This window comes from Flavobacterium sp. (assembly GCF_044357305.1).
GTDB lineage: Bacteria > Bacteroidota > Bacteroidia > Flavobacteriales > Flavobacteriaceae > Flavobacterium.
The window spans coordinates 19,326-43,206 of sequence record NZ_JBIKPS010000022.1 but is presented as its reverse complement, the minus strand read 5'-3'; the positions used below and the strand labels follow the sequence as shown (position 1 = coordinate 43,206).

Genomic DNA, 23,881 nt, shown 5'->3' with positions numbered 1-23,881 from the left:
CTGTATACCGAGCACTGACCACTGAATACTGACTACTAACCACTAACCACTAACCACTAACCACTACACTAAGGTAACCATTTTTTTACAAAGTTGGGTTTGCGTTTTTCAAGGAAAGCATCGCGGCCTTCTTTAGCTTCGTCGGTCATGTAGGCCAAACGGGTTGCTTCGCCAGCAAAAACTTGTTGGCCAACCATGCCATCGTCGGTTAAATTCATTGCAAATTTAAGCATTTTTATAGAGGTAGGCGATTTGGCAAGGATTTCTTGTGCCCATTGGTAGGCAGTATCTTCTAATTCGTCGTGCGGAATTACGGCATTTACCATTCCCATATCCATAGCCTCTTGAGCGGAATAGTTTCTTCCTAAAAAGAAAATTTCTCGCGCTCTTTTTTGTCCCACCATTTTAGCCAAATAAGCCGAGCCATAACCACCATCAAAACTGGTTACATCGGCATCGGTTTGTTTGAAAATGGCATGTTCTTTACTGGCTAAAGTTAAATCGCATACCACGTGCAAACTATGACCGCCACCTACGGCCCAACCTGGAACTACGCAAATCACGGCTTTAGGCATAAAACGAATTAACCGTTGCACGTCTAAAATATTCAATCTATGGTAACCATCTTCACCAACATAACCTTGATGGCCACGCGCTTTTTGATCGCCACCACTACAAAATGAATACACTCCGTCTTTACTTGAAGGACCTTCGGCAGAAAGCAAAACCACTCCGATTGATGTGTCTTCTTGTGCATCGTGAAAGGCTTGGAGTAATTCGGCAGTAGTTTTAGGTCGGAAGGCATTGCGCACATCCGGACGGTTGAAGGCAATTCGGGCTACGCCATTGCATTTTTTATAGGTAATATCTTCAAATTCTCTTACGGTTACCCAATTTATTGCACTCATTGAAAACTATTTATTATTTAATTTCGATTGTATTACTAATTTGTACTAATTTAGCGTAAAAATAAACGATTTTTTAGTTTCTATCACTAAAAGCCCTTTTAAAAATATTATGAATCGATTTTTATCTACCAAAAACACCTTTACTATTGCTATTCTTTGGGGAATAGTTTTATTTTTTGTTGTGATGCTTGCCTTAAATTTTGAAAAAGGAAACGATCCAATTATTCCGATGATTATTGTTGCATTAGTTGCTGTATTTGTTCTTTGGGTTTTGCTAGATACCCGATATGTGATTAAAAACAACTTTTTGTTGTACCGTTCGGGACCTATTCGCGGTAGAATAGATATTTCTAAAATCAAATCTATCAAACATTACTCGGGATTGAATGTTCCTGTAATGTTAAAACCTGCTCTAGATACCAAAGGTTTTATTATTACCTATAATGCTTTTGATGATTTATTTATTTCGCCTATTCAAAGCGATATTTTTATTGCAGAAATGAAAAAGATAAACCCGCAAATTGAAGTGATTTAATAAAGAAATTAATTAGATTACTATCTTAATTTCCCCTAGCGCACTACAATATCGTATTTTTCTAAAAGACCTTTTAAACCATCTACAGAAAAAACTGCTTTCTTAATTTTGTTTTTTTCGGGGTCAATAACATAGTCGTAACTGGTAGAAAAATCGGCTTTGTTAGCAATAGTGTCAATAAAAACGGCTCTACGCAAGTTGCAATTATCAAATAATACTTCGGTTAAATCACTCGACATGAAATCGATGGCAATCATGCTACAATTAATGAATTGCATTTTTTTGAGTTTTAAAGCATAAAATTTGGCATAATCGAGTAGGCAATCGATAAAGTGAAATTCGAAAATTACTTGATCGGTCATGGCAAAATTAACGCTTGTAAAATTACATCGGTTAAAAAATACGCCACGCAACGACACATAATTAATTTTGGTTTCTTGAAAATTACAATCAAAGAAATTGCAATCGATGAAGGTTACTGTTTGGAAGGTACACTTTCTAAAATCACAATTATAGAAGTTGCAATTTTCAAAATCTTTGTATTTGGTATTGGTATCGTCTAGAATTTGATCTCTAAATTCTTGGTCAAGGATATAATCAGCGCGCATATTGTTTTTTTAAGACTGTAAAACTACTGAAAATAGAAACATACCACTGCTCTACATTGTTAATAAATTTTCAAATAAATAATTTATTGTTGTGCATGCAGATTATTGAAATTAATACATTTGAAAAATAGATATACTAGTTTTTATTTATAATTATTTCTATTAGATTGAAATTAATATATGAAAAAGGAAAATCCTTCATCGGTTGCTGTATCGGGCTTTTTTTATAAAAATCCAGTGTTGAAAATAAAGGAGTTCTTGGCTTTTCTTTCTACTCGATTCGGATTGATTTTTGCATTGAACATGCAATCTACCATTTTATATTATTGGGTGTATCATGTTACCAATAACAAACTTTCTTTAGGCTTTGTTGGTCTTGCCGAAGTAATTCCAGCAATAGGGTTTTCGTTGATTGCAGGGCATTATGTGGACCAAAGTGAAAAGCGAAAGATGGTAGTTCGATGCCTTTCGGGGTACTTGTTTACTGCAATTTGTTTATTTGCAATAGCAGTACCATTTGTTGAGAAAAAGATTTCGGTTTCTTTACTAGTTGGATTAATTTACTTTTTTGTGTTTGTTGGCGGAATACTTCGTTCGTTTTTTAGTCCGTCGATGTTTTCCCTTTTCGGATTAGTGGTTCCTAGAGAACATTTTCCGAATGCCACGAGTTGGAGTAGTATGTCTTGGCAAATGGGATCGGTTTTGGGACCTCTTGTTGCTGGGGTTTTTATTGCTTTTTTCGGAATTGCCGCAGGACTTTTTGCAGTAATTATTGTTTTTATTCTAATTTATTTTCCGCTTTTTCACATTACAGTGAAACCAATTTTGAAAAGAGAAAAAGAGCCAATATTATATAGTATTAAAGAGGGCTTGAAATTTGTTATTCAAACTCCAACATTATTAGCAGCACAATGTTTGGATATGTTTTCGGTGCTTTTTGGTGGTGCCGTAGCCTTGTTGCCAGTGTATCAAAAAGAAATATTGCATGTTAATGAAATAGGCTTTGGCGTTTTGCGTGCAGCACCCGGAATAGGAGCATTACTTACCTTAGGATTATTGGCATTTATGCCATTGAAAACCAATCCCGGAAAAAAACTTTTTCTTTGCGTTACTGGCTTTGCCTTGTCTATAATTGTATTTGGAATATCTACAAATTTTTATCTTTCGTTTGCGATGCTTTTACTTTCTGGCATGTTGGATGCTGTGAGTGTGGTAATTCGGAGTACAATTTTGCAACTGGTTACTCCCGATGCTATGAGGGGACGTGTGTCGTCGGTTAACACTATTTTTATTAGTTCTTCTAATGAATTTGGAGATTTTGAGAGTGGCGTTATGGCCAATTGGCTCGGAACCGTTAGGGCTGTGGTAGTTGGTGGCTGTCTTACTTTAGGGGTTATTGCTTTTACTTTTGTAAAAGTACCGCAATTGCGAAATTTCACATTTGATGATAAAAAAGAAGAATAATTTTTTTGCCACAGATTAAAAGGATTCTAATGATTAGCACAGATTTTAAATCCTTATAATCCTTTTAATCTATTGCAGAAACATAGTGTCCACTTGGTTTGTTTAAATCTTCTCGCAAAGGCGCAGAGGCGTAAAGAACATAGTATAACTGTTTAGTTTTTAGAACTTAATCATTTCTTTTAAAATTAAAGTGTACTTAGTGAAAAGATACCTTAAATTTGTTAAAAAAATGAGCGCCGATAAACAGATACTTTCCAAATTAGAAAAATGTGCGGATACTAACGATCTTCAGGGGTTTAGTTCTTGTATAGACGAGTTATTACTGGTGACCGATGTTACTAATGCTAGCCTTTTATTATCGGCATTTTTATTAAATAGGCATACAACTTCTAATTCTAATGCTACCGCCAAGTTGCTAGAGATTATTCTTAATAGCAATGACGATTTGGCTATGATTAATTTCCCAGATAATTGTTTTTTTCAAACTGCGGTTTTAAAAGGTTCAATAGAACTTTATGAATGTTATATGGAAGAAGCCATCGAATCTTATTTATACGATAAAACGGAAGATGAGGCCTATACTTGTTATATGAATTTGAATACTATTGCCGAGCGTTACAACGATTTAATTTTTGATCGGATTCCGAAATACATCAAAGGGAAAGATTTTAAAAGCGCTATTTCTAAACATGAAAAAGATCCCAACTTGGTTTTGATTGATGAAGATGACGTTGCAATCATGGAAAAAGTCATTGAAAATTATAACGGAATTCTTGGTAGAAGAGATATTTTGAAAGATTTGGAAGCACGGATGGTGAGTTAAGATTAGAGAATTAAGAATTAATAAAAAATCCATTTTGTAGATGCAAAATGGATTTTTGATGTTATGTAAATAGGTGAGTTACTTTAATCAAGTAGTAGCAACTAAGGTTATTTTTATGTCAGTTTCTATGTTATAAGTATCTGATAACGTGCTAATTTGGATTTCATAGCCTTCTTTAGAAAAGATGAATTGGTAACTGCCTTGGGAATTACTTTTAATGAAAAATTGTCATTTCACTTTAGTTTTATAGGAAATAACCGTTTCTTTTACTTAAGCGACTATTTGGCAATTGGATTTTCCAATTCATCTTCAACTAAACAACAAAAAGTGTCAAGTAATTTTAGGAGAGGTCAAACTCAAGAAAAAGAAAACTTGATTACTGTATGTAATATGACTCTGGTTATTCATGAAAAATACCGAATAGGTCTTCCAAATAAAGTAAAACTAACCGAAATTTTCAATTCTGATAAAATAGAATATAATATAATGGAAGTGACGTTTCTAAATAGTAAACCAATTAATATTGAGAAAATTAGATGGAATGGTAAAGCATTTTCTGCAGAAATAATTTGGCCTCCATAAGGGATTTGTGTTTTTTAATAGTGTAGTATTTTTCATATTAAAATAAAGAAAAAATGAAGCGACTCTTACTTTTGTCGATTATTTTTGCTCTTTAACAAGAAAATATTTTATGCTTTGTTTGAAATTATATATTTCAATCTATTAACATAGATAAATTACTTATGAGAAAAATTACTTTTACAATAATGACTTTATTGCTTGCCAATGCATTACAGGCACAATTAACAAGCGCAGCTCCCTATTGTACACCTGTTTATCCAACTAATGCAACTTATAATATGATGCAAGATTTTAAAATAGGTGGAGCAGTTATACAATCTTTTGGACCTATGGGTTCTTACCACAATGTTATCAATACTTTTAAATATTATAGCACTACTATTTTACCAACTTTGGCTAAAGGATCTGGATATAGTTTTACTTTAGATTTTTTTAATGTTAATGATGTGGAACCAAATTATTTTGCTGTTTGGATTGATTTCAATAACAATAATTCATTTGAAAATTCTGAAATTGTAATGCAAAACAACAATACAATTAATGCGGATTTGCCAACATATGGAGGTGGAGTTACACCAGTTACTAAAACAATTACAATTCCTACCACTGCAACCACAGGTGTTACTAGAATGCGAATTAAGAGAGCTACTAATGATGCTAATGTTTACGGTGCCTATAGTTCTACATTTACACTTCCTAGTTGCTCTTCAACAAGTCAAGCAGCTTATGGTTGCATGTATGATTTTAATGTTACCATTGGTCCATCTTTGTCTAATTCTAGCTTTGAGAAGGAATTATTTAAATTATTCCCAAATCCAGTTTCAAATACTTTATTTATTAAAGAATTAAATAATAATTTGATTTCAAAAATTAAGGTATTTAATCAATTTGGACAAGAAATAAAATTGGTTAACACTGATTTTAAGAATGGAATTAACGTATCGGAGTTATCAAATGGAATTTATTTTGTGCAAATTAGCTCTGAAAATAATTCAGAAAATAGTATTTTAAAATTTATTAAGATATAGATTATTGTAAATAATAATTACTTAATTTAATAACATAATAATTATGTAAATTTGTTTACAAATATTTTAAAAAATGAAATGTAAAAAGATAGTAATTAGTTTTTTCGTTTTGTTAGTTTTTTTTTCGTGTGCCAAAAATCCGTTCACGGGTAAAAACACTTTGGCATTAGTTCCAAATAGTGAAATTTTGCCATCCGCTTTTCAGCAATACGGACAGTTTTTAACAGAAAATAAAGTCATTGCAGGAACTAGTGATGCTAAAAGAGTAGAATTGGTTGGAACCAAAATAAAAGATGCTGCCGAAAAATGGCTGAATGCCAATGGTTATCAAGGTTATCTTAAAGACTACCAATGGGAATATAAATTGGTAAACAGCAAGGAAGTTAATGCTTGGTGTATGCCTGGTGGAAAGATTGTTGTGTATTCTGGAATATTACCAATCACCAAAGACGAAGCAGGTTTGGCCACTGTTTTAGGTCATGAAGTTTCTCATGCTCTTGCCAATCACGGGCAGCAACGAATGAGCGCTGGTTTGCTACAGCAATTAGGGTCTGCTGGTGTACAAGCAGCAGTTGGAACTAAAACCGCACAAACCCAACAAATAGCAATGACGGCTTATGGTGCAGTAACCCAATATGGCGGTATGCTTCCGTTTAGCAGAAGCCACGAAAGTGAAGCCGATAAAATAGGATTAACATTAATGGCTATAGCAGGTTATAATCCGGAACAATCCGTTGTTTTTTGGGAACGAATGTCGGCTAATGCTGCTGCGTCTGGAAAAGCACCACCAGAATTTGCTAGTACACACCCATCGGATGCTACGAGAATTGCCGATTTAAAAGCGTTAATTCCGCAAGCAAAAGCAGAAGCTGCTAAATTCGGCGTAACGTTTAAATAATAGTTACCAATTATAAAAAAAGAGTATATTTGAAACCATTCTACTATTAGAATGGTTTTTTAATTTTATTCTTTTTTATGCCAAATTTACCAAAAGGTCATCCAAAACTACTTAATGCTTGGGCATTTTACGATTGGGCTAATTCTGTTTATAGTTTAGTAATTGCATCCGCAGTATTTCCCATATTTTATGAATTGATATTTAATGAAACTGGTAAAAACTATGTTCTGTTTTTTGGTATGAAGTGCAAAGACACTGCAATGATTAGTTTTGTTACAGCTTTTGCTTTCTTAATCGTAGCAATTTGCTCTCCAATTCTATCTGGAATTTCCGATTATTTAGGAAACAAAAAAGCATTCATGCGATTTTTCTGTTATCTAGGAGGTCTTTCGTGTATCGGATTATATTGGTTTAATGTAGATAATTTGTTTTGGAGTTATGCTGCTTATTTCTTTGGATTGATTGGTTTTTGGGCTAGTTTGGTTTTTTATAATTCGTATTTACCAGATATTGCTTTCCCAGAACAACAAGATAGAGTGAGTGCTAGAGGATTTTCGATGGGGTATATTGGGAGCACTATTTTATTAGTAATCAATTTGATGATGGTGATGTTTCCGGATATCTTTGGAATAGAAAATTCTAAAATGGCAATGCGTATTTCCTTTGTAATGGTAGGTGTTTGGTGGATTGGTTTTAGTCATGTTACGTATTATTATTTGCCAAAAGGAAACAGAAATAAAGTTCCACTAACTCGAGATTTTATATTTAAAGGATTTCATGAATTGCAATTAGTTTGGAAACAGTTGCAACAAAATCTTGCTTTAAAAAGGTATTTGTACAGTTACTTTGTTTTTATAATGGCAGTTCAAACGGTTATGCTTATAGCTACTTATTTTGGTGCAACCGAAATAGATTGGGGAAGTGATGATAAAACTATGGGTTTAATTATTAGCATTCTTTTAATTCAATTAGTTGCTGTAATTGGTGCATTTATTACTTCAAGAGCTTCCGAAAAATTTGGAAATATTAATACCTTAATTTTTCTGAATGGTGTTTGGGCCATATTATGTGCTTTTGCTTATTTTGTTCACACTCCAATTGAATTCTATGCTACCGCAGGATTTGTTGGATTGGTAATGGGAGGAATCCAATCGATAGCACGATCCACCTATTCTAAATTATTACCAGAAACAAAAGACACCGCTTCGTTCTTTAGTTTTTATGATGTTACCGAAAAGGTTGGAATTGTTATTGGAATGACTATATATGGTACTGTAGATTTAATAACTGGTTCCATGCGAAATGCAATTGTATTTCTTGGAGTGTTTTTTGTAATTGGATTGATTCTGTTAACACGAGTTCCCCAAAAAAATAATTTAAATCTTAAAAAATAATAATTATATTTGAAAAAAATTAATATCATGTATAAACAACGACTTTCTCTAGCAACTATATTAGGTGCATTTATTCTTATTTTTACATCTTGTAGTGATGAACCTATAGATTCGGTTTTGGCTGCTCAGCTTGACGAATATAATAATTCTACTGGTGGTGGTGGCGGAAATACTGGAGGTGGAGGTACAATTGTTTCCGGAAATTTTACAGCAACTGTTGCGGGACAAAGTTTTGTTGCTGATGCTACTGCTGGAACTTATGCAACAGTAAATTCTAGCAATGTTTTGACAATAACAGGAATAAAATCTTCAGGTGAATATATTGGAATTCAACTTATCAATCCTACAGTTGGAACATTTGTTGTAAATGCCTTAGGCGGAAATCAAACTTTGTCTTACAGAGAAAATTCTACAACAACGGATGTATATTCCGCATTTAATCCTACTACAGCTCAGCCTACAGGAACATTGACTGTTTCTTCTTTAGATTTGATAAATAAAAAAGTTTCTGGAACCTTTAGTTTTACTGGTTATGTTTTAAGTAACACAACTTTAACAAAACAAATTTCTAATGGAGTTTTTACAAATGTTTCTTTTAGTGATACAACTACTTCTGGAACAGTTGGCGGTGTTTCAGGTACTTATATGTTAACTGCTTTTAATACATCTGTTCCAACCGATTTAAATTCAGATGGAACAGCTTCAACTAATCAATTATTAGAAACGAATTGTTATAACAATATGCTTTTAACATTAAATTCTAATAATACTTTTGTTGCAAATTCTAAAGGTATTGATATTGTTTCTAATGGTACCACAGAAACAATGTCCTGTTTTACAGACCCAGATGATACCGGAACATGGAGTTTAGTAGGAAATACATTAACATTAACTACAGCAGGAACACCTCCAGTTGTTGATACTTATACGGTTTCCGGAAACACTATTTCTGCAACGGCTAATAATGGTGAAGTTGTAGGATACGATACGGTAACCAATTCTCCAGTTTATTTAACTTGTAATATTACAATTGTATATACGAAACAATAAAATAAGAAAAAGGCTTATTTAAATCCGTCTTTATGGCGGATTTTTTTTAGTGGCATAATCCTTGACTACTAAGGAAGATATTAAAAATTAATTTGAAAGTAACTATTATAAGGTTACTAATCAAATTTACTTTAATAAAACTAAAGCAAACCTTATATTTGCTAAATAATTACTAATCTAATAATGTCATATTGACTTAATTTATACTATGTCAAACCAAAAAATTATAACTTTTGACAGTTTGTCACTTCAAGAATTTGATTCCGAAGCAGAGTTAATTCCGCTTTTAACTCCGGAAGATGAAGAGGAAATGACCAACGAAGAACTTCCAGATTCCTTACCAATTTTACCTTTACGAAATACTGTTTTATTTCCAGGAGTAGTAATTCCGATTACTGCTGGCAGAGATAAATCGATCAAGTTAATAAATGAGGCCTACGCAGGGAATAAAATTATTGGAGTAGTTGCACAAAAAAATGAAGAAGACGAAGACCCAACTAAAAACGACATCCACCATGTGGGAACTGTTGCTAGAATTCTTCGTGTTTTAAAAATGCCTGATGGAAATATTACCGTAATTCTTCAAGGAAAGAAACGTTTTGAAATTGATTCGGTTATTTCAGAAACACCCTATATTACTGCTGCTATTAAGGAAGTTCCTGAAAAACGTCCTAAAAAGAACGACAAAGAATTTTCTGCAATTGTAGATTCAATTAAAGAATTAGCAATTGAAATTATACGCGAAAGTCCGAATATTCCTACCGAAGCAACTTTTGCAATAAAAAATATTGAGAGCCAATCGTTTCTAATCAATTTTGTTTCTTCTAACATGAATCTTTCTGTAGAAGAAAAACAAAATTTATTAATGATGCACGTTCTTAAAGAAAGAGCTTTAGAAACCTTGCGTTATATGAACGTAGAGTTGCAAAAATTGGAGTTGAAAAACGATATCCAATCTAAAGTTCGATTTGATTTAGACCAACAGCAACGCGAATATTTCTTGCACCAACAAATGAAAACCATCCAAGAAGAATTGGGAGGAGTTTCTAACGAGCAAGAATTTGAAGAAATGCGTTTACGTGCCAAAACCCAGAAATGGGACGATAAAACGCAAAAACATTTTGAAAAAGAATTTTCCAAAATGCAACGCATGAATCCGCAAGCACCTGATTTTGGCATCCAAAGAAACTATCTAGATTTATTTTTAGATTTACCGTGGAACAAATATTCAAAAGATAATTTCGATTTAAAACATGCTCAAAAAATATTAGATCGTGACCATTTTGGACTAGAAGATGTTAAAAAACGAATGATTGAACATCTAGCAGTTTTGAAATTGCGTAACGATATGAAATCACCAATTATATGTTTGACAGGACCTCCAGGAGTTGGAAAAACCTCCATTGGAAAATCGGTTGCTCAGGCTTTAGGCAGAGAATACGTTCGTATTTCCTTAGGTGGATTGCGAGATGAAGCAGAAATTCGCGGACATAGAAAAACCTATATTGGTGCTATGCCTGGTAGAATTATTCAAAGTATTAAAAAAGCAACGACTTCCAATCCGGTATTTATATTGGATGAAATAGACAAACTTTCCGTTAGCAATCAAGGCGATCCGTCTTCGGCATTGTTAGAAGTATTGGATCCAGAACAAAATAATTCGTTCTACGATAATTTCCTTGAATTGGGTTACGACTTATCAAAAGTGATGTTTATTGCTACGTCTAATTCCATGTCAACCATTCAGCCTGCCTTGAGAGATAGAATGGAAGTAATCAATATGACCGGTTACACCACCGAAGAAAAAGTAGAAATTGCACGCCAACATTTATTTCCAAAACAATTAAAAGAGCACGGATTAACTTCCAAAAATTTAACAATTGGGAAAAAACAATTTGAAAAAATTGTAGAAGGATATACTCGTGAATCGGGAGTTAGAAGTTTGGAACAAAAGATTGCACAAGTAATTCGAAATGCTGCCAAATCGGTTGCAATGGAGGAAGAATATAATAAAAAAGTAACCGATGAAGATATTGTAAAAATTCTCGGTGCTCCAAAATTAGAACGCGATAAATCGGAGGGAAATGAGGTTGCTGGAGTTGTTACTGGTTTAGCTTGGACTTCTGTAGGAGGTGATATTCTTTTTATTGAATCCTTGATTTCCAAAGGAAAAGGAACTCTTACCTTAACTGGTAATTTAGGTACGGTTATGAAAGAATCGGCAACAATTGCATTGGAATATATTAAAGCAAATGCTGAAATCTTCGGATTAAATCCAGACGTAATATCTAAATATAATATTCATCTTCACGTTCCAGAAGGAGCAACACCCAAAGACGGACCTAGTGCTGGAATTGCTATGTTAACCTCTATGGTTTCTTTATATACCCAACGCAAAATCAAAAAAGGATTAGCGATGACCGGCGAAATAACCCTTCGTGGAAAAGTTTTACCAGTAGGTGGAATTAAAGAAAAAATCCTTGCGGCTAAAAGAGCCAACATTAAAGAAATCATCCTTTGCCAGGAGAATAAAAGCGATATAGAAGAAATAAAAGCTGATTATTTGCTAGGATTGACCTTTCATTATGTAAAAGAAATGAGTGAAGTTATTGCCATTGCATTAACTAACGAAAAGGTTAAAAACGCTAAAATAATAGATTAGTAAGCACTAAATAGAATCCAAAAGGCATGAGAATTTTACTCCCATGCCTTTTTTATTTTCACTTTTGTCTTAACTTTAAAAATAATATCTTCGCATTCTCGTTATAGGTTAAGTTTAGTACCGATTTTAGTATGATTAAAAAACTATTTATCTCCTTTGTATTGCTTTTTTGTGCCATTAGTTATGGACAAATAGGAGGTAAATCGGTATACCAATTTCTAAATTTGGTTACATCGCCAAGGCAAGCAGCTTTAGGAGGAAAAGTCTTAACAATTTTTGACGAAGATGTCAACCAAGCACATTTTAATCCCGCAACTATCAATCCGGAAATGGATAACCATCTGGCTGTAAATTATGGTAGTTATTTTGGTGCCGTTACCTATGGGACTGCTGCTTATGCTTATACCTACGATCGTCATTTGCAAACTTTGCATGTTGGTGTGAATTATGTAAATTATGGAAAATTGGATGGTTATGATGAAAACGGAACTGCAACCTCTTCTTTTACAGGCAGCGAAATGGCACTTTCAATGGGATATTCTTATAACGTTCCGTATACCGATTTTTATTTTGGTGGTAATGCCAAATTTATATCTTCTTCACTAGAAACTTATACTTCTTATGGAGCTGCAGCCGATTTAGGTGCTTTATTTATTGATAGACGAAACGATGTAAATTGGGCTTTGGTAGTTCGGAATATCGGAACTCAAATAACTACTTATTCGGGAACAAAAGAAAAATTACCTTTAGAAGTTTTGGTAGGGGTTTCGCAAGAAGTAGAGAATGTTCCGGTGCGATGGCATTTAACTTTAGAAAATCTACAACAATGGAATATTGGCTTTTCCAATCCTAATAGAGCCATTGGAAGTATCGATGGATCTGTTACTCCTGAAAAAGTTGGTTTTATGAACAATGCGCTTCGCCACGTGGTTTTTGGAGTTGAGATGTTTCCTAAAAAAGCATTTAATTTACGTTTTGGTTATAATTTCCGACGTGCCGAAGAACTTCGAGTGGTAGACCAACGTAATTTCTCTGGGATATCTTTAGGTTTCGGATTGAAAATGGGAACTATCAAATTCAATTATTCCTATTCCAGATATTCTTTAGCAGGAAACACGAGTCTTTTTGGCTTGACCATGAATTTTCAAGATTAGGTTTTAGTTTCTACTTTCCTTACTTATCTTTGTAAAAATAAAACGCAGTCTTTAGCGACTTTGCAGCATAAAAATATGAAAAAAATTACAATTGCCATTGATGGTTTTTCTTCTACAGGGAAAAGTACTTTAGCCAAACAATTAGCCAAACATTTAGGATATATCTATGTAGATACCGGTGCTATGTATCGTGCCATTGCTTTATTTGCAATGGAAAACGGCTATATTTCTAAAGATTTCTTAGATAAAGAATCTTTAATTAATAGTCTTCCAAGTATTAAATTACATTTCCAGTTCAATGCCGATATAGGTTTTGCCGAAATGTATTTGAACGAGGTGAATGTCGAAAAAGAAATCCGAACTATTGCCGTTTCTAGTTTTGTGAGTAAAATTGCTGAAATTTCGGAAGTTCGAGCCAAATTGGTGGAACAACAACAAGAAATGGGTAAGAACAAAGCCATTGTAATGGATGGAAGGGATATTGGAACTGTAGTTTTTCCGGATGCCGAATTGAAAATATTCATGACTGCTAGTCCAGAAACGCGAGCTCAAAGACGATTTGACGAATTGGAAGCCAAAGGCGATGCTGTAACTTATGAAGAAGTATTAGCAAATGTACAAGAACGCGATTATATAGATACCCATAGAGACGATTCTCCCTTAATAATGGCTGAAGATGCTATAGAAATTGACAATTCGTATTTGACCCGAGAAGAGCAATTTGATGCAGTTTTAGAATTGGTTGAAGAAATAATTAACATCTAAACCACAATATTTAAATTTCAAATCCCAAATTTCCAAAAAATCATTTAATATAATTTTTTGGAATTTGGGATATCTCATTTGGAAATTTAGATAATAATAGTAGATTTACAATCTATTTACAAAAACCTAACACTATTATGACTATAAAGTTCAAATTAACTTTAATGAGTTTCCTGCAATTTTTCGTATGGGGGGCTTGGTTAATTACCGTTGCAAATTATTGGTTTGGAACAAAACACTGGAGTGGTGCCGAATTTGGAGCTATCTTTTCTACCTTAGGATTGTCGTCTATTGTTATGCCTGCTGTGACCGGTATTATTGCCGATAAGTGGATTAATGCCGAAAAATTGTATGGAATTTTACATATTTTAGGAGGTATGGCGTTGTTGTATCTTCCACAAGTGGAGGATCCAACCACTTTTTATTATGTTATTTTTGCAGCAATGTTGTGCTATATGCCAACTATTTCTTTATCCAATTCAATCGCTTATAATATACTAAAAACCAATAAATACGATGTAGTTAAGGTTTTTCCTCCTATACGCGTCTGGGGAACTATCGGATTTATCTCTGCCATGTGGATAACCAACTTAACCGGAAATAAAGCATCTTACAACATGTTTTATCTTTCGGCGATTGCAGCATTTGTATTAGGTATTTATTCGTTTACACTGCCTAAATGTCCACCACAAAAATTAATTGCAACCGATGCTTCTTTAGTAGAAAAATTAGGATTAAATGCCTTTAAATTATTTGGAACTTACAAAATGGCATTGTTTTTTATTTTCTCCATGTTTCTTGGAGGTGCCTTGCAATTAACCAATATGTATGGCGATGTGTATTTATCTGAATTTTCTAAAGTTCCGCAATATGCCGATTCATTTGTAGTAAAATACTCGACTATCATTATGTCGATTTCTCAAATATCAGAAACGTTATTTATCTTGGCAATTCCATTTTTCTTGAAACGATTCGGAATCAAACAAGTTATGTTAATTTCGATGTTGGCTTGGGTATTGCGTTTTGGATTATTTGCTTATGGAAACCCAGTAGATGGTTTGTGGATGATTATTCTTTCTTGTATTGTTTACGGAATGGCGTTTGATTTCTTTAACATTTCGGGTTCGTTGTTTGTAGAAACAACTACCGATTCTAAAATTCGTTCTTCGGCACAAGGTTTGTTTATGATGATGTCCAACGGATTTGGAGCATTCTTTGGCGGATTGTTAAGCGGAATAGTTATTGATAAATTCTTTACCCATGACGGAATGCGAGATTGGCATACAATATGGCTAGCCTTTTCAGGATATGCCTTAATAATTGCAGTTTTGTTTGCAGTTTTCTTTAAACACAAACACAATCCGGAAGAAGTGGCAAATGTGAGTCATTAACAGAATCAAAAAACCCGATAATTAATATTTATCGGGTTTTTTGATTTTATTTTTAAGCGTTATAATTTTACAATTCATATACCATCAGTCCACTTCGGAACTTTGGTTCAATATAAGTACTTTTTGGAGGCATAATTAAATTGTTGTCAGCCAAGGATTTGATTTCAGAAATATCGGAAGGATATAACATAAAGCCAACTTCAAATTCGCCTTCGTCTACTAATTCTTTTAGAGTTAGTATGGATTGTTTCCCAGGGATATATTCAATACGCTCGTCGTTTCGTAAATCTTCAATTCCTAAAATGGGTTGCAAGACTTTATCGTATAAAATTTGGGCATCCAGATTTTCAAGAATTTCATTTTTGTTGTTGTTCTTGTCATTGAAATTGCCATTGTTCCCCTGTTTGTAAAATAATGCATAGAAACTACCGTCCAAATACATTCCAAATTCAAACTTACTTTGTGGTTTCCACAATTCTTGTTCTTTGGATAGTAGAATGAAATGTTCGGATAATTTATCCATAAAATCTTCTTTAGAATTGCCATTCAAATCCCGAACAATTCTATTGAATTCATAAATTTTCACATTGCTTTCGGCAATTAAAAAACTCATAAAATAATTTAGTTTTCCATTATCTAAAGTCTTGTTTTGATCGTATAACAATTCTGCAGATGCCGAGCGGTGGTGTCCATCGGCAATATATAACTCGGGAATGGTTTCAAATTGTTTTTGCAACCAATTTATTTCTGTTTCCGAATCTACTTTCCAGAGGGTATGTTTTTCTTTATTGGTAGTAGAAAAATGGTAAATAGGTTGTTCTTTTTTCTTTTCAGAAATCCAGTTATTTATCTCCAAATTATCTGGATAAGTAATTAAAACAGGTTCGGTATTAAATCCAGTTTGTTGTAAATAATCTTTAAATAATTCTACCCGATATTGCAAAGTATCTTCGTGTTTCTTGATGGTATTATTTTTGTAATCTTCTATAGAAGTCCCAGCAACAATACCCGTAAAAGATTGCGATTTAGTTTGAATTTGATACAAAAAGAAAGCAGGGTTTTCATCTTCTAAAAAGACACCTTCATTTTTAAAATCTTGGTATTTATGAGCAACCCCTTTAAAACGCTTGTCTAAAGTAATTTTTTGCGAATGCACATATGCCGGATTAATGACATGTAAAAACGAATACGGATTAAAATCCAACCACGAAGCAAGTTCAGCAGGGGAATAATCATCATAGTTTCTACACGTTACCAGCGCTACTTTATCGGGTGTAGGACGAACAGCTTGGAAGGGAATTATTTTGGACATAATTTAGTGTTCAGTGATAAGTGTTCAGTGATCAGCGTTCAGTTATCAGTGTTCAGTATCCAAACTGAACACTGAACACTGTATACTGAGCACTCTTATTTAAACTGTTTAGAAACTTTCTCTGCTTTTTTACTTTCAGCATAATCATAGAAACCTTCTCCTGATTTTACTCCAAGTTTTCCTGCCATAACCATATTTACTAACAGTGGGCAAGGAGCATATTTTGGATTTTTGAATCCGTCGTACATAACATTTAGGATGGAAAGACATACATCCAATCCTATGAAATCGGCTAGTTGTAAAGGCCCCATTGGGTGTCCCATTCCGAGTTTCATTACGGTATCAATTTCGTTAACACCTGCTACTTTGTTGTATAACGTTTCAATTGCTTCGTTAATCATGGGCATCAAAATTCTGTTTGCCACAAATCCTGGATAATCGTTAACTTCGGTTGGAGTTTTTCCTAATTTCACAGATAAATCCATAATAATTTTAGTCACATCATCAGAAGTTGAATACCCACGAATAATTTCTACCAATTTCATAATTGGCACAGGATTCATAAAGTGCATTCCAATAACTCTTTCAGGATGTACCACTTGAGCTGCTATTTGAGTAATGGAAATAGACGAAGTATTGGTTGCCAAAATTACATTAGGGTCGCAAATTTCACTTAATTGTTTGAAGATATTTAGTTTTAAAGCGACATTTTCAGTAGCGGCCTCAATTACTAAATCGGTTCCAACCACACCATCTTTAATATCGGTGTACGTAATTATGTTTCCAATGGTTTTATGTTTGTCTTCTTCCGTGATGGTTCCTTTTGCAACCATTCTGTCTAGGTTAGAAGCAATGGTTGCCATTCCTTTTTCTAAAGATTTTTCAGAAATATCGATAAGTTTAACGGTGAATCCGCTTTGTGCAAAGGTATGCGCAATTCCGTTGCCCATTGTTCCTGAACCTATTACTGCTATTGTTTTCATTATTTTTGTTTAGTTTTTTTGTTTTAAAATTTCTATTTCTTTTCTAATTTCTGTCAATAATTGTTCTTCTGTTGGAAGGTATAATTGGTATTGACTTGCTAAAATGGAATTATTGTTTTCTGGTAGTGAGTATTTTACAACAGCATCGTTTTTATCTGCACAAAGTAAAATTCCAATAGTTGGTTTTTCGTGATCTACTTTTTCAACTCGGTCATAATAATTCACATACATTTGAAGTTGACCTAAATCTTCGTGTGTTAATTTATGAGTTTTGATTTCAAATATAACAAAGCATTGTAATAATCTATTATAAAAAACTAAATCTATAAAAAACTCATCTCCATCTAAATGAATTCTTTTTTGTCTTGCAACAAATGAAAAGCCGTTTCCTAATTCTAAAAGAAAATCTTGAAGATTGGTGATTATTGCTTGTTCAAAATCTTTTTCATAATAAGCACTTTCACGTTTTAATCCTAAAAATTCTAATACTAATGGATCTTTAATGATCTCATTTGGATTGGTTGGAATGACTTCATTTCTGGCAACAGCCAAAACGCTTTCTTTGTCATTACTCAACAATAATCGTTCAAATAATTGGCTGTTTATTTGTCGTTCCATTTGACGAACGGACCAATTATTTTTACTGGTTTCGGCAATATAATATTCTCTTTTGTCTTCATTGTCAATACTTAAAAGCAATTTGTAGTGAGACCAACTCAATTGTGTCCGCAGTGTGGACACAATTGGAAACATTCTATAAAACTGTCTGTATCGATGCAATTGGCGATAAGAAAATCCACTTCCATATTCTGGTTGCAATTGTTCAGATAAATATTTTATTAAATAATTACCATAATCTGCTCTATCTTTTCCTTGTTGTTCTTCGTTAAAAATACGTTCGCCAATATGCCAATACATTACTGTTCGATGATGATCTACCGAACGAATTGCACCTTCTTTAGCTTGAGCTATTAAAGATTTAATTTCATGTATTAGGTTTTGGGAAAGATTCATTTTTTATTTTTCATTCATACTATCAATAATCATATACGCCACTCGAAGTGCTTCCGTTCCGTCTTGTAAAGTAACTATAGGAGTAGTATTATTAGTAATGGCATCAGCAAAAGATTCCAATTCATCTAAAATGGCATTGTTAGGTTCCACTTCTGGATTTGCAAAATAAATTTGTTTCTTTTCGCCTTCGGCATTTTGTAAAATCATATCAAAATCTCCAGGAACTTCTGGAGCTTCTTTCATTTTTACTACTTCACAAATCTTATCTAAATAATCTACAGAGATATAAGCATCCTTTTGAAAAAACCTCGATTTACGCATGTTTTTCATCGAAATTCTACTAGAAGTAATGTTGGCTACGCAACCATTTTCAAATTCAATTCGAGCATTTGCAATATCTGGTGATTGACTCAAAACCGATACACCACTTGCGTGAACTGCCTTCACTTTGGATTTTACCACACTTAAAATGGCATCAATATCGTGAATCATCAAGTCTAAAACCACAGGAACATCAGTTCCACGAGGATTAAACTCGGCCAAACGATGGGTTTCAATAAACATCGGACTTTCAATCATGTCTTTCACAGCAGTAAATGCAGGATTAAAACGCTCCACATGACCAACTTGTCCTTTTACATTATATTCATTTGATAAAGCAATGATTTCCTCCGCTTCAGCTACAGTAGTAGCAATTGGTTTTTCAATAAAAACATGCTTCCCCGATTTAATGGAAACTTTGGCACATTTGTAATGCGAAAGGGTAGGGGTTACAATATCAATAACATCCACAGCATGAATTAACTTAGCAATGGTTTCAAATTGTTTGTATCCGAATTCGGTAGCAATTTTGGCTCCGTTTTCTTGATTTTCATCATAAAAACCAACCAATTCGTATTTGTCCGATTGTTGTAATAATCGTAGATGTATTTTTCCCAGGTGACCGGCACCTAAAACGCCAACTTTAAGCATAAAATTAAATTTTATCAAAAATAGTAATTAATTGATAATTGGTAATTGATAATTGATAATTTGTTTTCTATTTTTACAGAATAATAATTACAATCAAATTGAAAGATACGAATAAGCACCAAGGACTACGAAATCAATTAGCTAAAATCCTAGAAGATAAAGGGATTATCGATAAAAATGTGTTGGAAGCCATTAAGAAAATCCCGCGTCATTTATTTTTAAATTCCAGCTTTGAAGATTTTGCTTATCAAGATAAGGCATTTCCTATTGGTGCTGGGCAAACGATCTCACAGCCCTATACTGTTGCTTATCAGACTCAAATTTTGGAAGTAAAAAAAGATCAAAAAATATTAGAAATTGGAACTGGAAGTGGCTATCAAACTGCAGTTTTATGTTTGCTTGGTGCTAAAGTATATTCAGTAGAACGTCAAAATGAATTGTTTAAATCGACTTCTGCTTTATTACCAAAATTAGGAATTCGACCAAAACATTTATCGTTTGGCGATGGCTATAAAGGCTTGCCAAATCATGCTCCATTTGATAGTATTATTGTTACGGCAGGAGCTCCAATAATTCCACAAGCCCTAATGGCACAATTAAAAATAGGAGGGAAGCTCGTAATTCCGGTAGGCGAAAAAGATCAAATTATGACGATGCTCATCCGAAAAAATGAAACTCAATTTGAAAAACACGAACTTGGAGATTTTAAATTCGTCCCTTTATTAGAAAATAAAAATTAAACCAAAACCCATCACTGTAAATCGTAACAGGATGGGTTTTTTATTTGCTAATAATATCTAAATAACGTTGCATACACTCTTTTTCAATTTGAGCAATCAAAAGAAGAAAATCTTCTTTATTGCCTGATGTTTGTGCCGTTTCTAGCGATTGATAATATTGCATTCTAGTTTCATAATCCCCTTTAATATTGGCAATTACATAGCCATTTTGCAATAATATCAAGTTCATTATTAATCTAGAAGTCCTGCCATTGCCATCAATAAAAGGGTGAATAGTTACTAAACGCTCGTGCATTTCAGCTGCTAAAATAACAGGATGTAATTTACTTTTATTTTCTTCCATCCAAAGGAAATAATCTTCCATTTGCTTTGGTACTAAAAAAGGTTGTGGTGGCATGTGACTACTACCTTTTATCATTACTTGAACTTTTCGGTAACGACCAGCATCTTCCGGAATAATTCCTCTTAATATCAAGTTATGAACCGAAAGAAGTTCTCGTTCATTAAAAGAAAAATTGCGTTCTATTAATTGTTTAATATAAGCAACAGCTTCTACGTGGTTAATGGCTTCTAGATGCTCCCGCATGCTTTTCCCAGAAATTGTCAACCCCTCATTAATTACCAAATCAGTTTCTCTGAGGGTAAGTGTGTTCCCTTCAATGCGGTTGCTTTCAAAGGTGTATTCTAGTTCTAATGCTTGTGCAATTCTAAAACTATCCAACTCTCTAAAATTATTTAAAGAAGCTTTTAGAGTGTCAATTTCATCTAGTATCCTTTTTAAATTATTAGAAATTATAGATTTTCGGGAGATATAACTGTTTTCAATAGCTTCACTAACCATATTCATGGCTCTTAGTGCTAAATTATCATCGCCAATTTCATACAGTATTCTTTCTTTAAGCCATAACACCATTAAGGTTTCATAATCTATTTCTAAAACTTGTGCCAATTTAGCAACTTGGTCACGGGTTGGTTTTCTAGTTCCATTTTCAAATTTACTTATCAATGCTTGATCAATACCAATAAGTTGTGCTAACTCACGAGTTTTAATGTTTTTTTGTTCTCTTGCATTTTTTAATAAAGTTTTCATTTTGATGACTTTTTATTTCTTGACAAATTTAGTCATAATTATTTGAACAAAAAAAATATTATACTTTTTTATCAAAATTAATTAAAATCTTTTTTAATTCGCGCTAAGTCGCGTTTGGTGTCTTGCTCTTTTAGTGATTCCCGTTTGTCATAGGTTTTTTTACCTCTGCAAAGTGCAATTTCAAGTTTGGCAAGACCTTTTTCGTTAGTAAATAATCTAAGAGGAACTATAGTTAAACCCTTAGATTCAACACTTCGGGCAAGTGATTTTAGTTCTTTTTTGTTTAATAATAGTTTGCGTTCGCTTCTCGATTTATGGTTGAATTGATTTCCGAAGGCGTATTCTTCTATATAAGTATTGATTGCAAAAAGTTCCCCATTGCTAAATTCGCAAAAGCTTTCCGCAATTTGAGCTTTTCCTAATCGGATAGATTTTATTTCGGTACCAGTTAAAACAATTCCAGCCGAATACGTTTCGATTATTTCATAATCAAATTTGGCTCTCTTGTTAAGTATGTTGGCAACTTTTATCATTATGCCACAAAAGTACTAACAAATTAATGAAACAAAAAGTAAAAAAAACAAGAATAAAAATCAGATTCGAATGCAACTTCAAAAAATAAGTGACAATTTGACATTTTTACAGAAATGGCAGTACTTTTGCAATCCGATAAATCGGAATAAAATAAGCCATGAACTTCAAAGACATATTTAAAAACAAAAGCACGATGAGTACGGACAAAACGGATAAAGAAATTGTTGAAAACGAAACTAACCTTCCAACAGAAGAAAACCTAACCGAAGAAAATCCTTCAGTTAATGGTGCTACAGGAGTTGAACCTGAAGTAGAATTAACTTTAGAACAACAATTAGAAGCAGATTTAGCAACTGAAAAAGACAAACATTTACGACTTTTTGCCGAATTCGAAAATTATAAAAGACGTACAACCAAAGAACGTATCGAATCCTTTAAAACTGCCAACCAAGAAGTTTTACAAGCCATGTTGCCAGTTTTGGACGATTTTGACAGAGCACTTACCGAAATTTCTAAATCCGAAGACAAAGCCTTGTTACTTGGAGTTGAATTAATTCACGAAAAATTTAAATCCACCCTTTTTTCTAAAGGATTAGAAGAAGTAGAAGTTAGAAAAGGAGATGCTTTCAATGCCGATTATGCCGAAGCAATCACCCAAATTCCTGCACCAACTGCAGACTTAAAAGGAAAAATTGTAGATGTTCTTGAAAAAGGATACAAATTAGGAGACAAAATTATTCGTTTCCCTAAAGTAGTTTTAGGAAATTAATTCCTTTACTGTCACCCCGAGCGCAGTAGCGGGACTTTAATTCAATATTAAAAATGAAAAAAGATTTTTACGAAATATTAGGCATCTCAAAAAGTGCCACACCCGAAGAAATAAAAAAGGCCTACCGCAAAAAAGCGTTAGAATTTCACCCAGATAAAAATCCGGGAAATGCAGCAGCCGAAGAAAATTTCAAAGCGTGTGCCGAAGCTTATGAAATATTAAGTGACGCAAGTAAAAAAGCCAAATACGACCAATATGGCCACCAAGCCTTTGATGGTGGCGGTGGCGGAGGTGGCGGTCACCACATGAACATGGACGATATTTTCAGCCAGTTTGGAGATATTTTCGGTGGTGGTGGTTTCGGAGGCGGTGGATTCGGAGGAAACTCTGGAGGACAACGTCGCGTAAAAGGAAGCAACCTGCGTATCAAAGTGAAACTTACCCTAGAAGAAATTGCCAATGGCGTGGAGAAAAAGGTAAAAGTGAAACGTAAAATACAAGCATCTGGCGTAAAATATAAAACTTGTTCTACGTGTAATGGGCAAGGGCAAGTGCTTAGAGTAACCAATACCATTTTGGGTAGAATGCAATCTGCAGCAACCTGTACTGTTTGTGGTGGTGCTGGGCAAACTATCGAAAGCAAACCTACTAACGCCGATGCTTACGGGATGATAATGGAAGACGAAACTGTATCCATAAAAATTCCCGCAGGAGTAGTAGACGGCATGCAACTTAAAGTTTCTAGCAAAGGTAACGATGCTCCTGGAAACGGTGTGCCGGGCGATTTAATTGTTGCTATTGAGGAATTAGAACACGAATTCTTAAAACGCGAAGGTGAAAATCTACACTTTGATTTATACATTAGTTTTCCAGAAGCAGCATTAGGAGTTTCTAAAGAAATTGAAGCTGTAAACGGAAAAGTACGAATCAAACTCGAAGAAGGAATCCAATCGGGTAAAATATTGCGTTTAAAAGGAAAAGGAATCCCTAGCCTAAACAGTTACGGAAACGGCGATTTACTAGTACATGTAAATGTATGGACTCCTAAAACCTTAAACAAAGAGCAACGTATTTTCTTTGAAAATTCACTTACCGATGAAAATTTCATACCACATCCTGAAAAGGGAGACAAATCTTTCTTTGATAAAGTAAAAGACATGTTCTCATAATTTTTTTTTTTTTTGCAATTAATTTGCAATTTTTCC

The 23,881-nt window shown here is 33.6% G+C and carries 23 protein-coding genes; 15 read left to right on the top strand and 8 right to left on the bottom strand.

Features of this window, described 5'->3' with window-relative positions; translation table 11 throughout:
* Window positions 1-68: 68 nt before the first annotated feature.
* Window positions 69-908, bottom strand: a complete 840-nt coding sequence (locus tag ACIQ2J_RS12090) for a 1,4-dihydroxy-2-naphthoyl-CoA synthase (RefSeq protein WP_396170147.1) — start codon at window positions 906-908, stop codon at window positions 69-71.
* 109 nt (window positions 909-1,017) lie between these two features.
* Here ACIQ2J_RS12090 and ACIQ2J_RS12085 point away from each other — a divergent pair, with 109 nt between their 5' ends.
* Window positions 1,018-1,443, top strand: a complete 426-nt coding sequence (locus ACIQ2J_RS12085) for a PH domain-containing protein (protein ID WP_396170145.1) — start codon at window positions 1,018-1,020, stop codon at window positions 1,441-1,443.
* A 35-nt stretch (window positions 1,444-1,478) separates the two neighbouring features.
* On the opposite strand, the gene ACIQ2J_RS12080 is transcribed toward ACIQ2J_RS12085, so the two are convergent.
* Window positions 1,479-2,051: a pentapeptide repeat-containing protein gene (locus ACIQ2J_RS12080; RefSeq protein ID WP_396170142.1), complete on the bottom strand. Its 573-nt coding sequence runs from the start codon at window positions 2,049-2,051 to the stop codon at window positions 1,479-1,481.
* Window positions 2,052-2,231: 180 nt separating this feature from the next.
* On the opposite strand from ACIQ2J_RS12080, the gene ACIQ2J_RS12075 reads away from it, so the two are divergent.
* The 11 genes from ACIQ2J_RS12075 to ACIQ2J_RS12025 all read left to right on the top strand — a co-directional run bounded on the left by ACIQ2J_RS12075 (window position 2,232) and on the right by ACIQ2J_RS12025 (window position 15,262).
* A complete protein-coding gene (locus tag ACIQ2J_RS12075) occupies window positions 2,232-3,515 on the top strand; it encodes an MFS transporter (RefSeq protein ID WP_396170140.1) in 1,284 nt (427 codons plus the stop codon).
* 229 nt (window positions 3,516-3,744) lie between these two features.
* Window positions 3,745-4,338 carry a hypothetical protein gene (locus ACIQ2J_RS12070; RefSeq protein WP_396170137.1) on the top strand — a complete coding sequence of 198 codons (594 nt, stop codon included), beginning with the start codon at window positions 3,745-3,747 and terminating at the stop codon, window positions 4,336-4,338.
* A gap of 156 nt (window positions 4,339-4,494) precedes the next feature.
* Window positions 4,495-4,920, top strand: coding sequence for an alpha amylase C-terminal domain-containing protein (locus ACIQ2J_RS12065; protein ID WP_396170135.1), 426 nt, complete (start codon window positions 4,495-4,497; stop codon window positions 4,918-4,920).
* A 161-nt stretch (window positions 4,921-5,081) separates the two neighbouring features.
* Window positions 5,082-5,948, top strand: coding sequence for a T9SS type A sorting domain-containing protein (locus ACIQ2J_RS12060; RefSeq protein WP_396170133.1), 867 nt, complete (start codon window positions 5,082-5,084; stop codon window positions 5,946-5,948).
* Between the two features lie 73 nt (window positions 5,949-6,021).
* Window positions 6,022-6,846 (top strand): M48 family metallopeptidase, encoded by an 825-nt coding sequence (locus ACIQ2J_RS12055; RefSeq protein ID WP_396170131.1) that lies wholly within the window; start codon window positions 6,022-6,024, stop codon window positions 6,844-6,846.
* A 77-nt stretch (window positions 6,847-6,923) separates the two neighbouring features.
* Complete coding sequence (locus tag ACIQ2J_RS12050) at window positions 6,924-8,240, top strand: MFS transporter (protein ID WP_396170129.1); 1,317 nt, start codon at window positions 6,924-6,926, stop codon at window positions 8,238-8,240.
* Between the two features lie 27 nt (window positions 8,241-8,267).
* Window positions 8,268-9,290: a lipocalin family protein gene (locus ACIQ2J_RS12045; RefSeq protein WP_396170127.1), complete on the top strand. Its 1,023-nt coding sequence runs from the start codon at window positions 8,268-8,270 to the stop codon at window positions 9,288-9,290.
* Between the two features lie 208 nt (window positions 9,291-9,498).
* Window positions 9,499-11,952 carry an endopeptidase La gene (gene lon / locus ACIQ2J_RS12040; protein ID WP_396170125.1) on the top strand — a complete coding sequence of 818 codons (2,454 nt, stop codon included), beginning with the start codon at window positions 9,499-9,501 and terminating at the stop codon, window positions 11,950-11,952.
* 131 nt (window positions 11,953-12,083) lie between these two features.
* The gene (gene porQ, locus ACIQ2J_RS12035; protein WP_396170123.1) at window positions 12,084-13,106 is read left to right on the top strand and encodes a type IX secretion system protein PorQ; all 1,023 of its coding nucleotides are present in this window, start codon (window positions 12,084-12,086) and stop codon (window positions 13,104-13,106) included.
* Between the two features lie 75 nt (window positions 13,107-13,181).
* Window positions 13,182-13,871 (top strand): (d)CMP kinase, encoded by a 690-nt coding sequence (gene cmk, locus ACIQ2J_RS12030; RefSeq protein WP_396170121.1) that lies wholly within the window; start codon window positions 13,182-13,184, stop codon window positions 13,869-13,871.
* 137 nt (window positions 13,872-14,008) lie between these two features.
* Window positions 14,009-15,262, top strand: a complete 1,254-nt coding sequence (locus ACIQ2J_RS12025; RefSeq protein WP_396170118.1) for a nucleoside permease — start codon at window positions 14,009-14,011, stop codon at window positions 15,260-15,262.
* A 67-nt stretch (window positions 15,263-15,329) separates the two neighbouring features.
* On the opposite strand, the gene ACIQ2J_RS12020 is transcribed toward ACIQ2J_RS12025, so the two are convergent.
* The 4 genes from ACIQ2J_RS12020 to ACIQ2J_RS12005 form a co-directional block, all read right to left on the bottom strand.
* Window positions 15,330-16,574 (bottom strand): DUF1015 domain-containing protein, encoded by a 1,245-nt coding sequence (locus ACIQ2J_RS12020; RefSeq protein ID WP_396170116.1) that lies wholly within the window; start codon window positions 16,572-16,574, stop codon window positions 15,330-15,332.
* A gap of 95 nt (window positions 16,575-16,669) precedes the next feature.
* On the bottom strand, window positions 16,670-17,557 hold the full coding sequence (locus ACIQ2J_RS12015) for a 3-hydroxyacyl-CoA dehydrogenase family protein (protein WP_396170114.1): 888 nt from the start codon (window positions 17,555-17,557) through the stop codon (window positions 16,670-16,672).
* 9 nt (window positions 17,558-17,566) lie between these two features.
* A complete protein-coding gene (locus tag ACIQ2J_RS12010) occupies window positions 17,567-18,571 on the bottom strand; it encodes a YhcG family protein (RefSeq protein ID WP_396170112.1) in 1,005 nt (334 codons plus the stop codon).
* A 3-nt stretch (window positions 18,572-18,574) separates the two neighbouring features.
* Complete coding sequence (locus ACIQ2J_RS12005) at window positions 18,575-19,543, bottom strand: Gfo/Idh/MocA family protein (RefSeq protein ID WP_396170110.1); 969 nt, start codon at window positions 19,541-19,543, stop codon at window positions 18,575-18,577.
* Between the two features lie 98 nt (window positions 19,544-19,641).
* Here ACIQ2J_RS12005 and ACIQ2J_RS12000 point away from each other — a divergent pair, with 98 nt between their 5' ends.
* Window positions 19,642-20,283 (top strand): protein-L-isoaspartate(D-aspartate) O-methyltransferase, encoded by a 642-nt coding sequence (locus ACIQ2J_RS12000; RefSeq protein ID WP_396170108.1) that lies wholly within the window; start codon window positions 19,642-19,644, stop codon window positions 20,281-20,283.
* 40 nt (window positions 20,284-20,323) lie between these two features.
* Here the strand turns inward: ACIQ2J_RS12000 and ACIQ2J_RS11995 are convergent, their stop codons facing one another.
* Both ACIQ2J_RS11995 and smpB read right to left on the bottom strand, forming a co-directional pair.
* Window positions 20,324-21,373, bottom strand: a complete 1,050-nt coding sequence (locus ACIQ2J_RS11995; protein ID WP_396170106.1) for a Fic family protein — start codon at window positions 21,371-21,373, stop codon at window positions 20,324-20,326.
* A 77-nt stretch (window positions 21,374-21,450) separates the two neighbouring features.
* On the bottom strand, window positions 21,451-21,906 hold the full coding sequence (gene smpB, locus ACIQ2J_RS11990) for an SsrA-binding protein SmpB (protein ID WP_396170103.1): 456 nt from the start codon (window positions 21,904-21,906) through the stop codon (window positions 21,451-21,453).
* 158 nt (window positions 21,907-22,064) lie between these two features.
* On the opposite strand from smpB, the gene ACIQ2J_RS11985 reads away from it, so the two are divergent.
* Complete coding sequence (locus tag ACIQ2J_RS11985) at window positions 22,065-22,676, top strand: nucleotide exchange factor GrpE (protein ID WP_396170099.1); 612 nt, start codon at window positions 22,065-22,067, stop codon at window positions 22,674-22,676.
* Window positions 22,677-22,729: 53 nt separating this feature from the next.
* Window positions 22,730-23,845, top strand: a complete 1,116-nt coding sequence (dnaJ, locus tag ACIQ2J_RS11980; RefSeq protein ID WP_396170097.1) for a molecular chaperone DnaJ — start codon at window positions 22,730-22,732, stop codon at window positions 23,843-23,845.
* Window positions 23,846-23,881: the final 36 nt, after the last annotated feature.

Bases quoted from the DNA above. Each gene is read 5' to 3' on its own strand.
- ACIQ2J_RS12045 (WP_396170127.1), top strand. From the start codon at position 8,268: ATGTATAAACAACGACTTTCTCTAGCAACTATATTAGGTGCATTTATT.
- smpB (WP_396170103.1), bottom strand. From the start codon at position 21,906: ATGATAAAAGTTGCCAACATACTTAACAAGAGAGCCAAATTTGATTAT.
- lon (WP_396170125.1), top strand. From the start codon at position 9,499: ATGTCAAACCAAAAAATTATAACTTTTGACAGTTTGTCACTTCAAGAA.
- dnaJ (WP_396170097.1), top strand. From the start codon at position 22,730: ATGAAAAAAGATTTTTACGAAATATTAGGCATCTCAAAAAGTGCCACA.
- porQ (WP_396170123.1), top strand. From the start codon at position 12,084: ATGATTAAAAAACTATTTATCTCCTTTGTATTGCTTTTTTGTGCCATT.
- ACIQ2J_RS12085 (WP_396170145.1), top strand. From the start codon at position 1,018: ATGAATCGATTTTTATCTACCAAAAACACCTTTACTATTGCTATTCTT.
- ACIQ2J_RS11995 (WP_396170106.1), bottom strand. From the start codon at position 21,373: ATGAAAACTTTATTAAAAAATGCAAGAGAACAAAAAAACATTAAAACT.
- ACIQ2J_RS12070 (WP_396170137.1), top strand. From the start codon at position 3,745: ATGAGCGCCGATAAACAGATACTTTCCAAATTAGAAAAATGTGCGGAT.
- ACIQ2J_RS12015 (WP_396170114.1), bottom strand. From the start codon at position 17,557: ATGAAAACAATAGCAGTAATAGGTTCAGGAACAATGGGCAACGGAATT.
- ACIQ2J_RS11985 (WP_396170099.1), top strand. From the start codon at position 22,065: ATGAACTTCAAAGACATATTTAAAAACAAAAGCACGATGAGTACGGAC.
- ACIQ2J_RS12075 (WP_396170140.1), top strand. From the start codon at position 2,232: ATGAAAAAGGAAAATCCTTCATCGGTTGCTGTATCGGGCTTTTTTTAT.
- ACIQ2J_RS12050 (WP_396170129.1), top strand. From the start codon at position 6,924: ATGCCAAATTTACCAAAAGGTCATCCAAAACTACTTAATGCTTGGGCA.
- ACIQ2J_RS12005 (WP_396170110.1), bottom strand. From the start codon at position 19,543: ATGCTTAAAGTTGGCGTTTTAGGTGCCGGTCACCTGGGAAAAATACAT.
- ACIQ2J_RS12060 (WP_396170133.1), top strand. From the start codon at position 5,082: ATGAGAAAAATTACTTTTACAATAATGACTTTATTGCTTGCCAATGCA.
- cmk (WP_396170121.1), top strand. From the start codon at position 13,182: ATGAAAAAAATTACAATTGCCATTGATGGTTTTTCTTCTACAGGGAAA.
- ACIQ2J_RS12020 (WP_396170116.1), bottom strand. From the start codon at position 16,574: ATGTCCAAAATAATTCCCTTCCAAGCTGTTCGTCCTACACCCGATAAA.
- ACIQ2J_RS12080 (WP_396170142.1), bottom strand. From the start codon at position 2,051: ATGCGCGCTGATTATATCCTTGACCAAGAATTTAGAGATCAAATTCTA.
- ACIQ2J_RS12055 (WP_396170131.1), top strand. From the start codon at position 6,022: ATGAAATGTAAAAAGATAGTAATTAGTTTTTTCGTTTTGTTAGTTTTT.
- ACIQ2J_RS12090 (WP_396170147.1), bottom strand. From the start codon at position 908: ATGAGTGCAATAAATTGGGTAACCGTAAGAGAATTTGAAGATATTACC.
- ACIQ2J_RS12025 (WP_396170118.1), top strand. From the start codon at position 14,009: ATGACTATAAAGTTCAAATTAACTTTAATGAGTTTCCTGCAATTTTTC.
- ACIQ2J_RS12010 (WP_396170112.1), bottom strand. From the start codon at position 18,571: ATGAATCTTTCCCAAAACCTAATACATGAAATTAAATCTTTAATAGCT.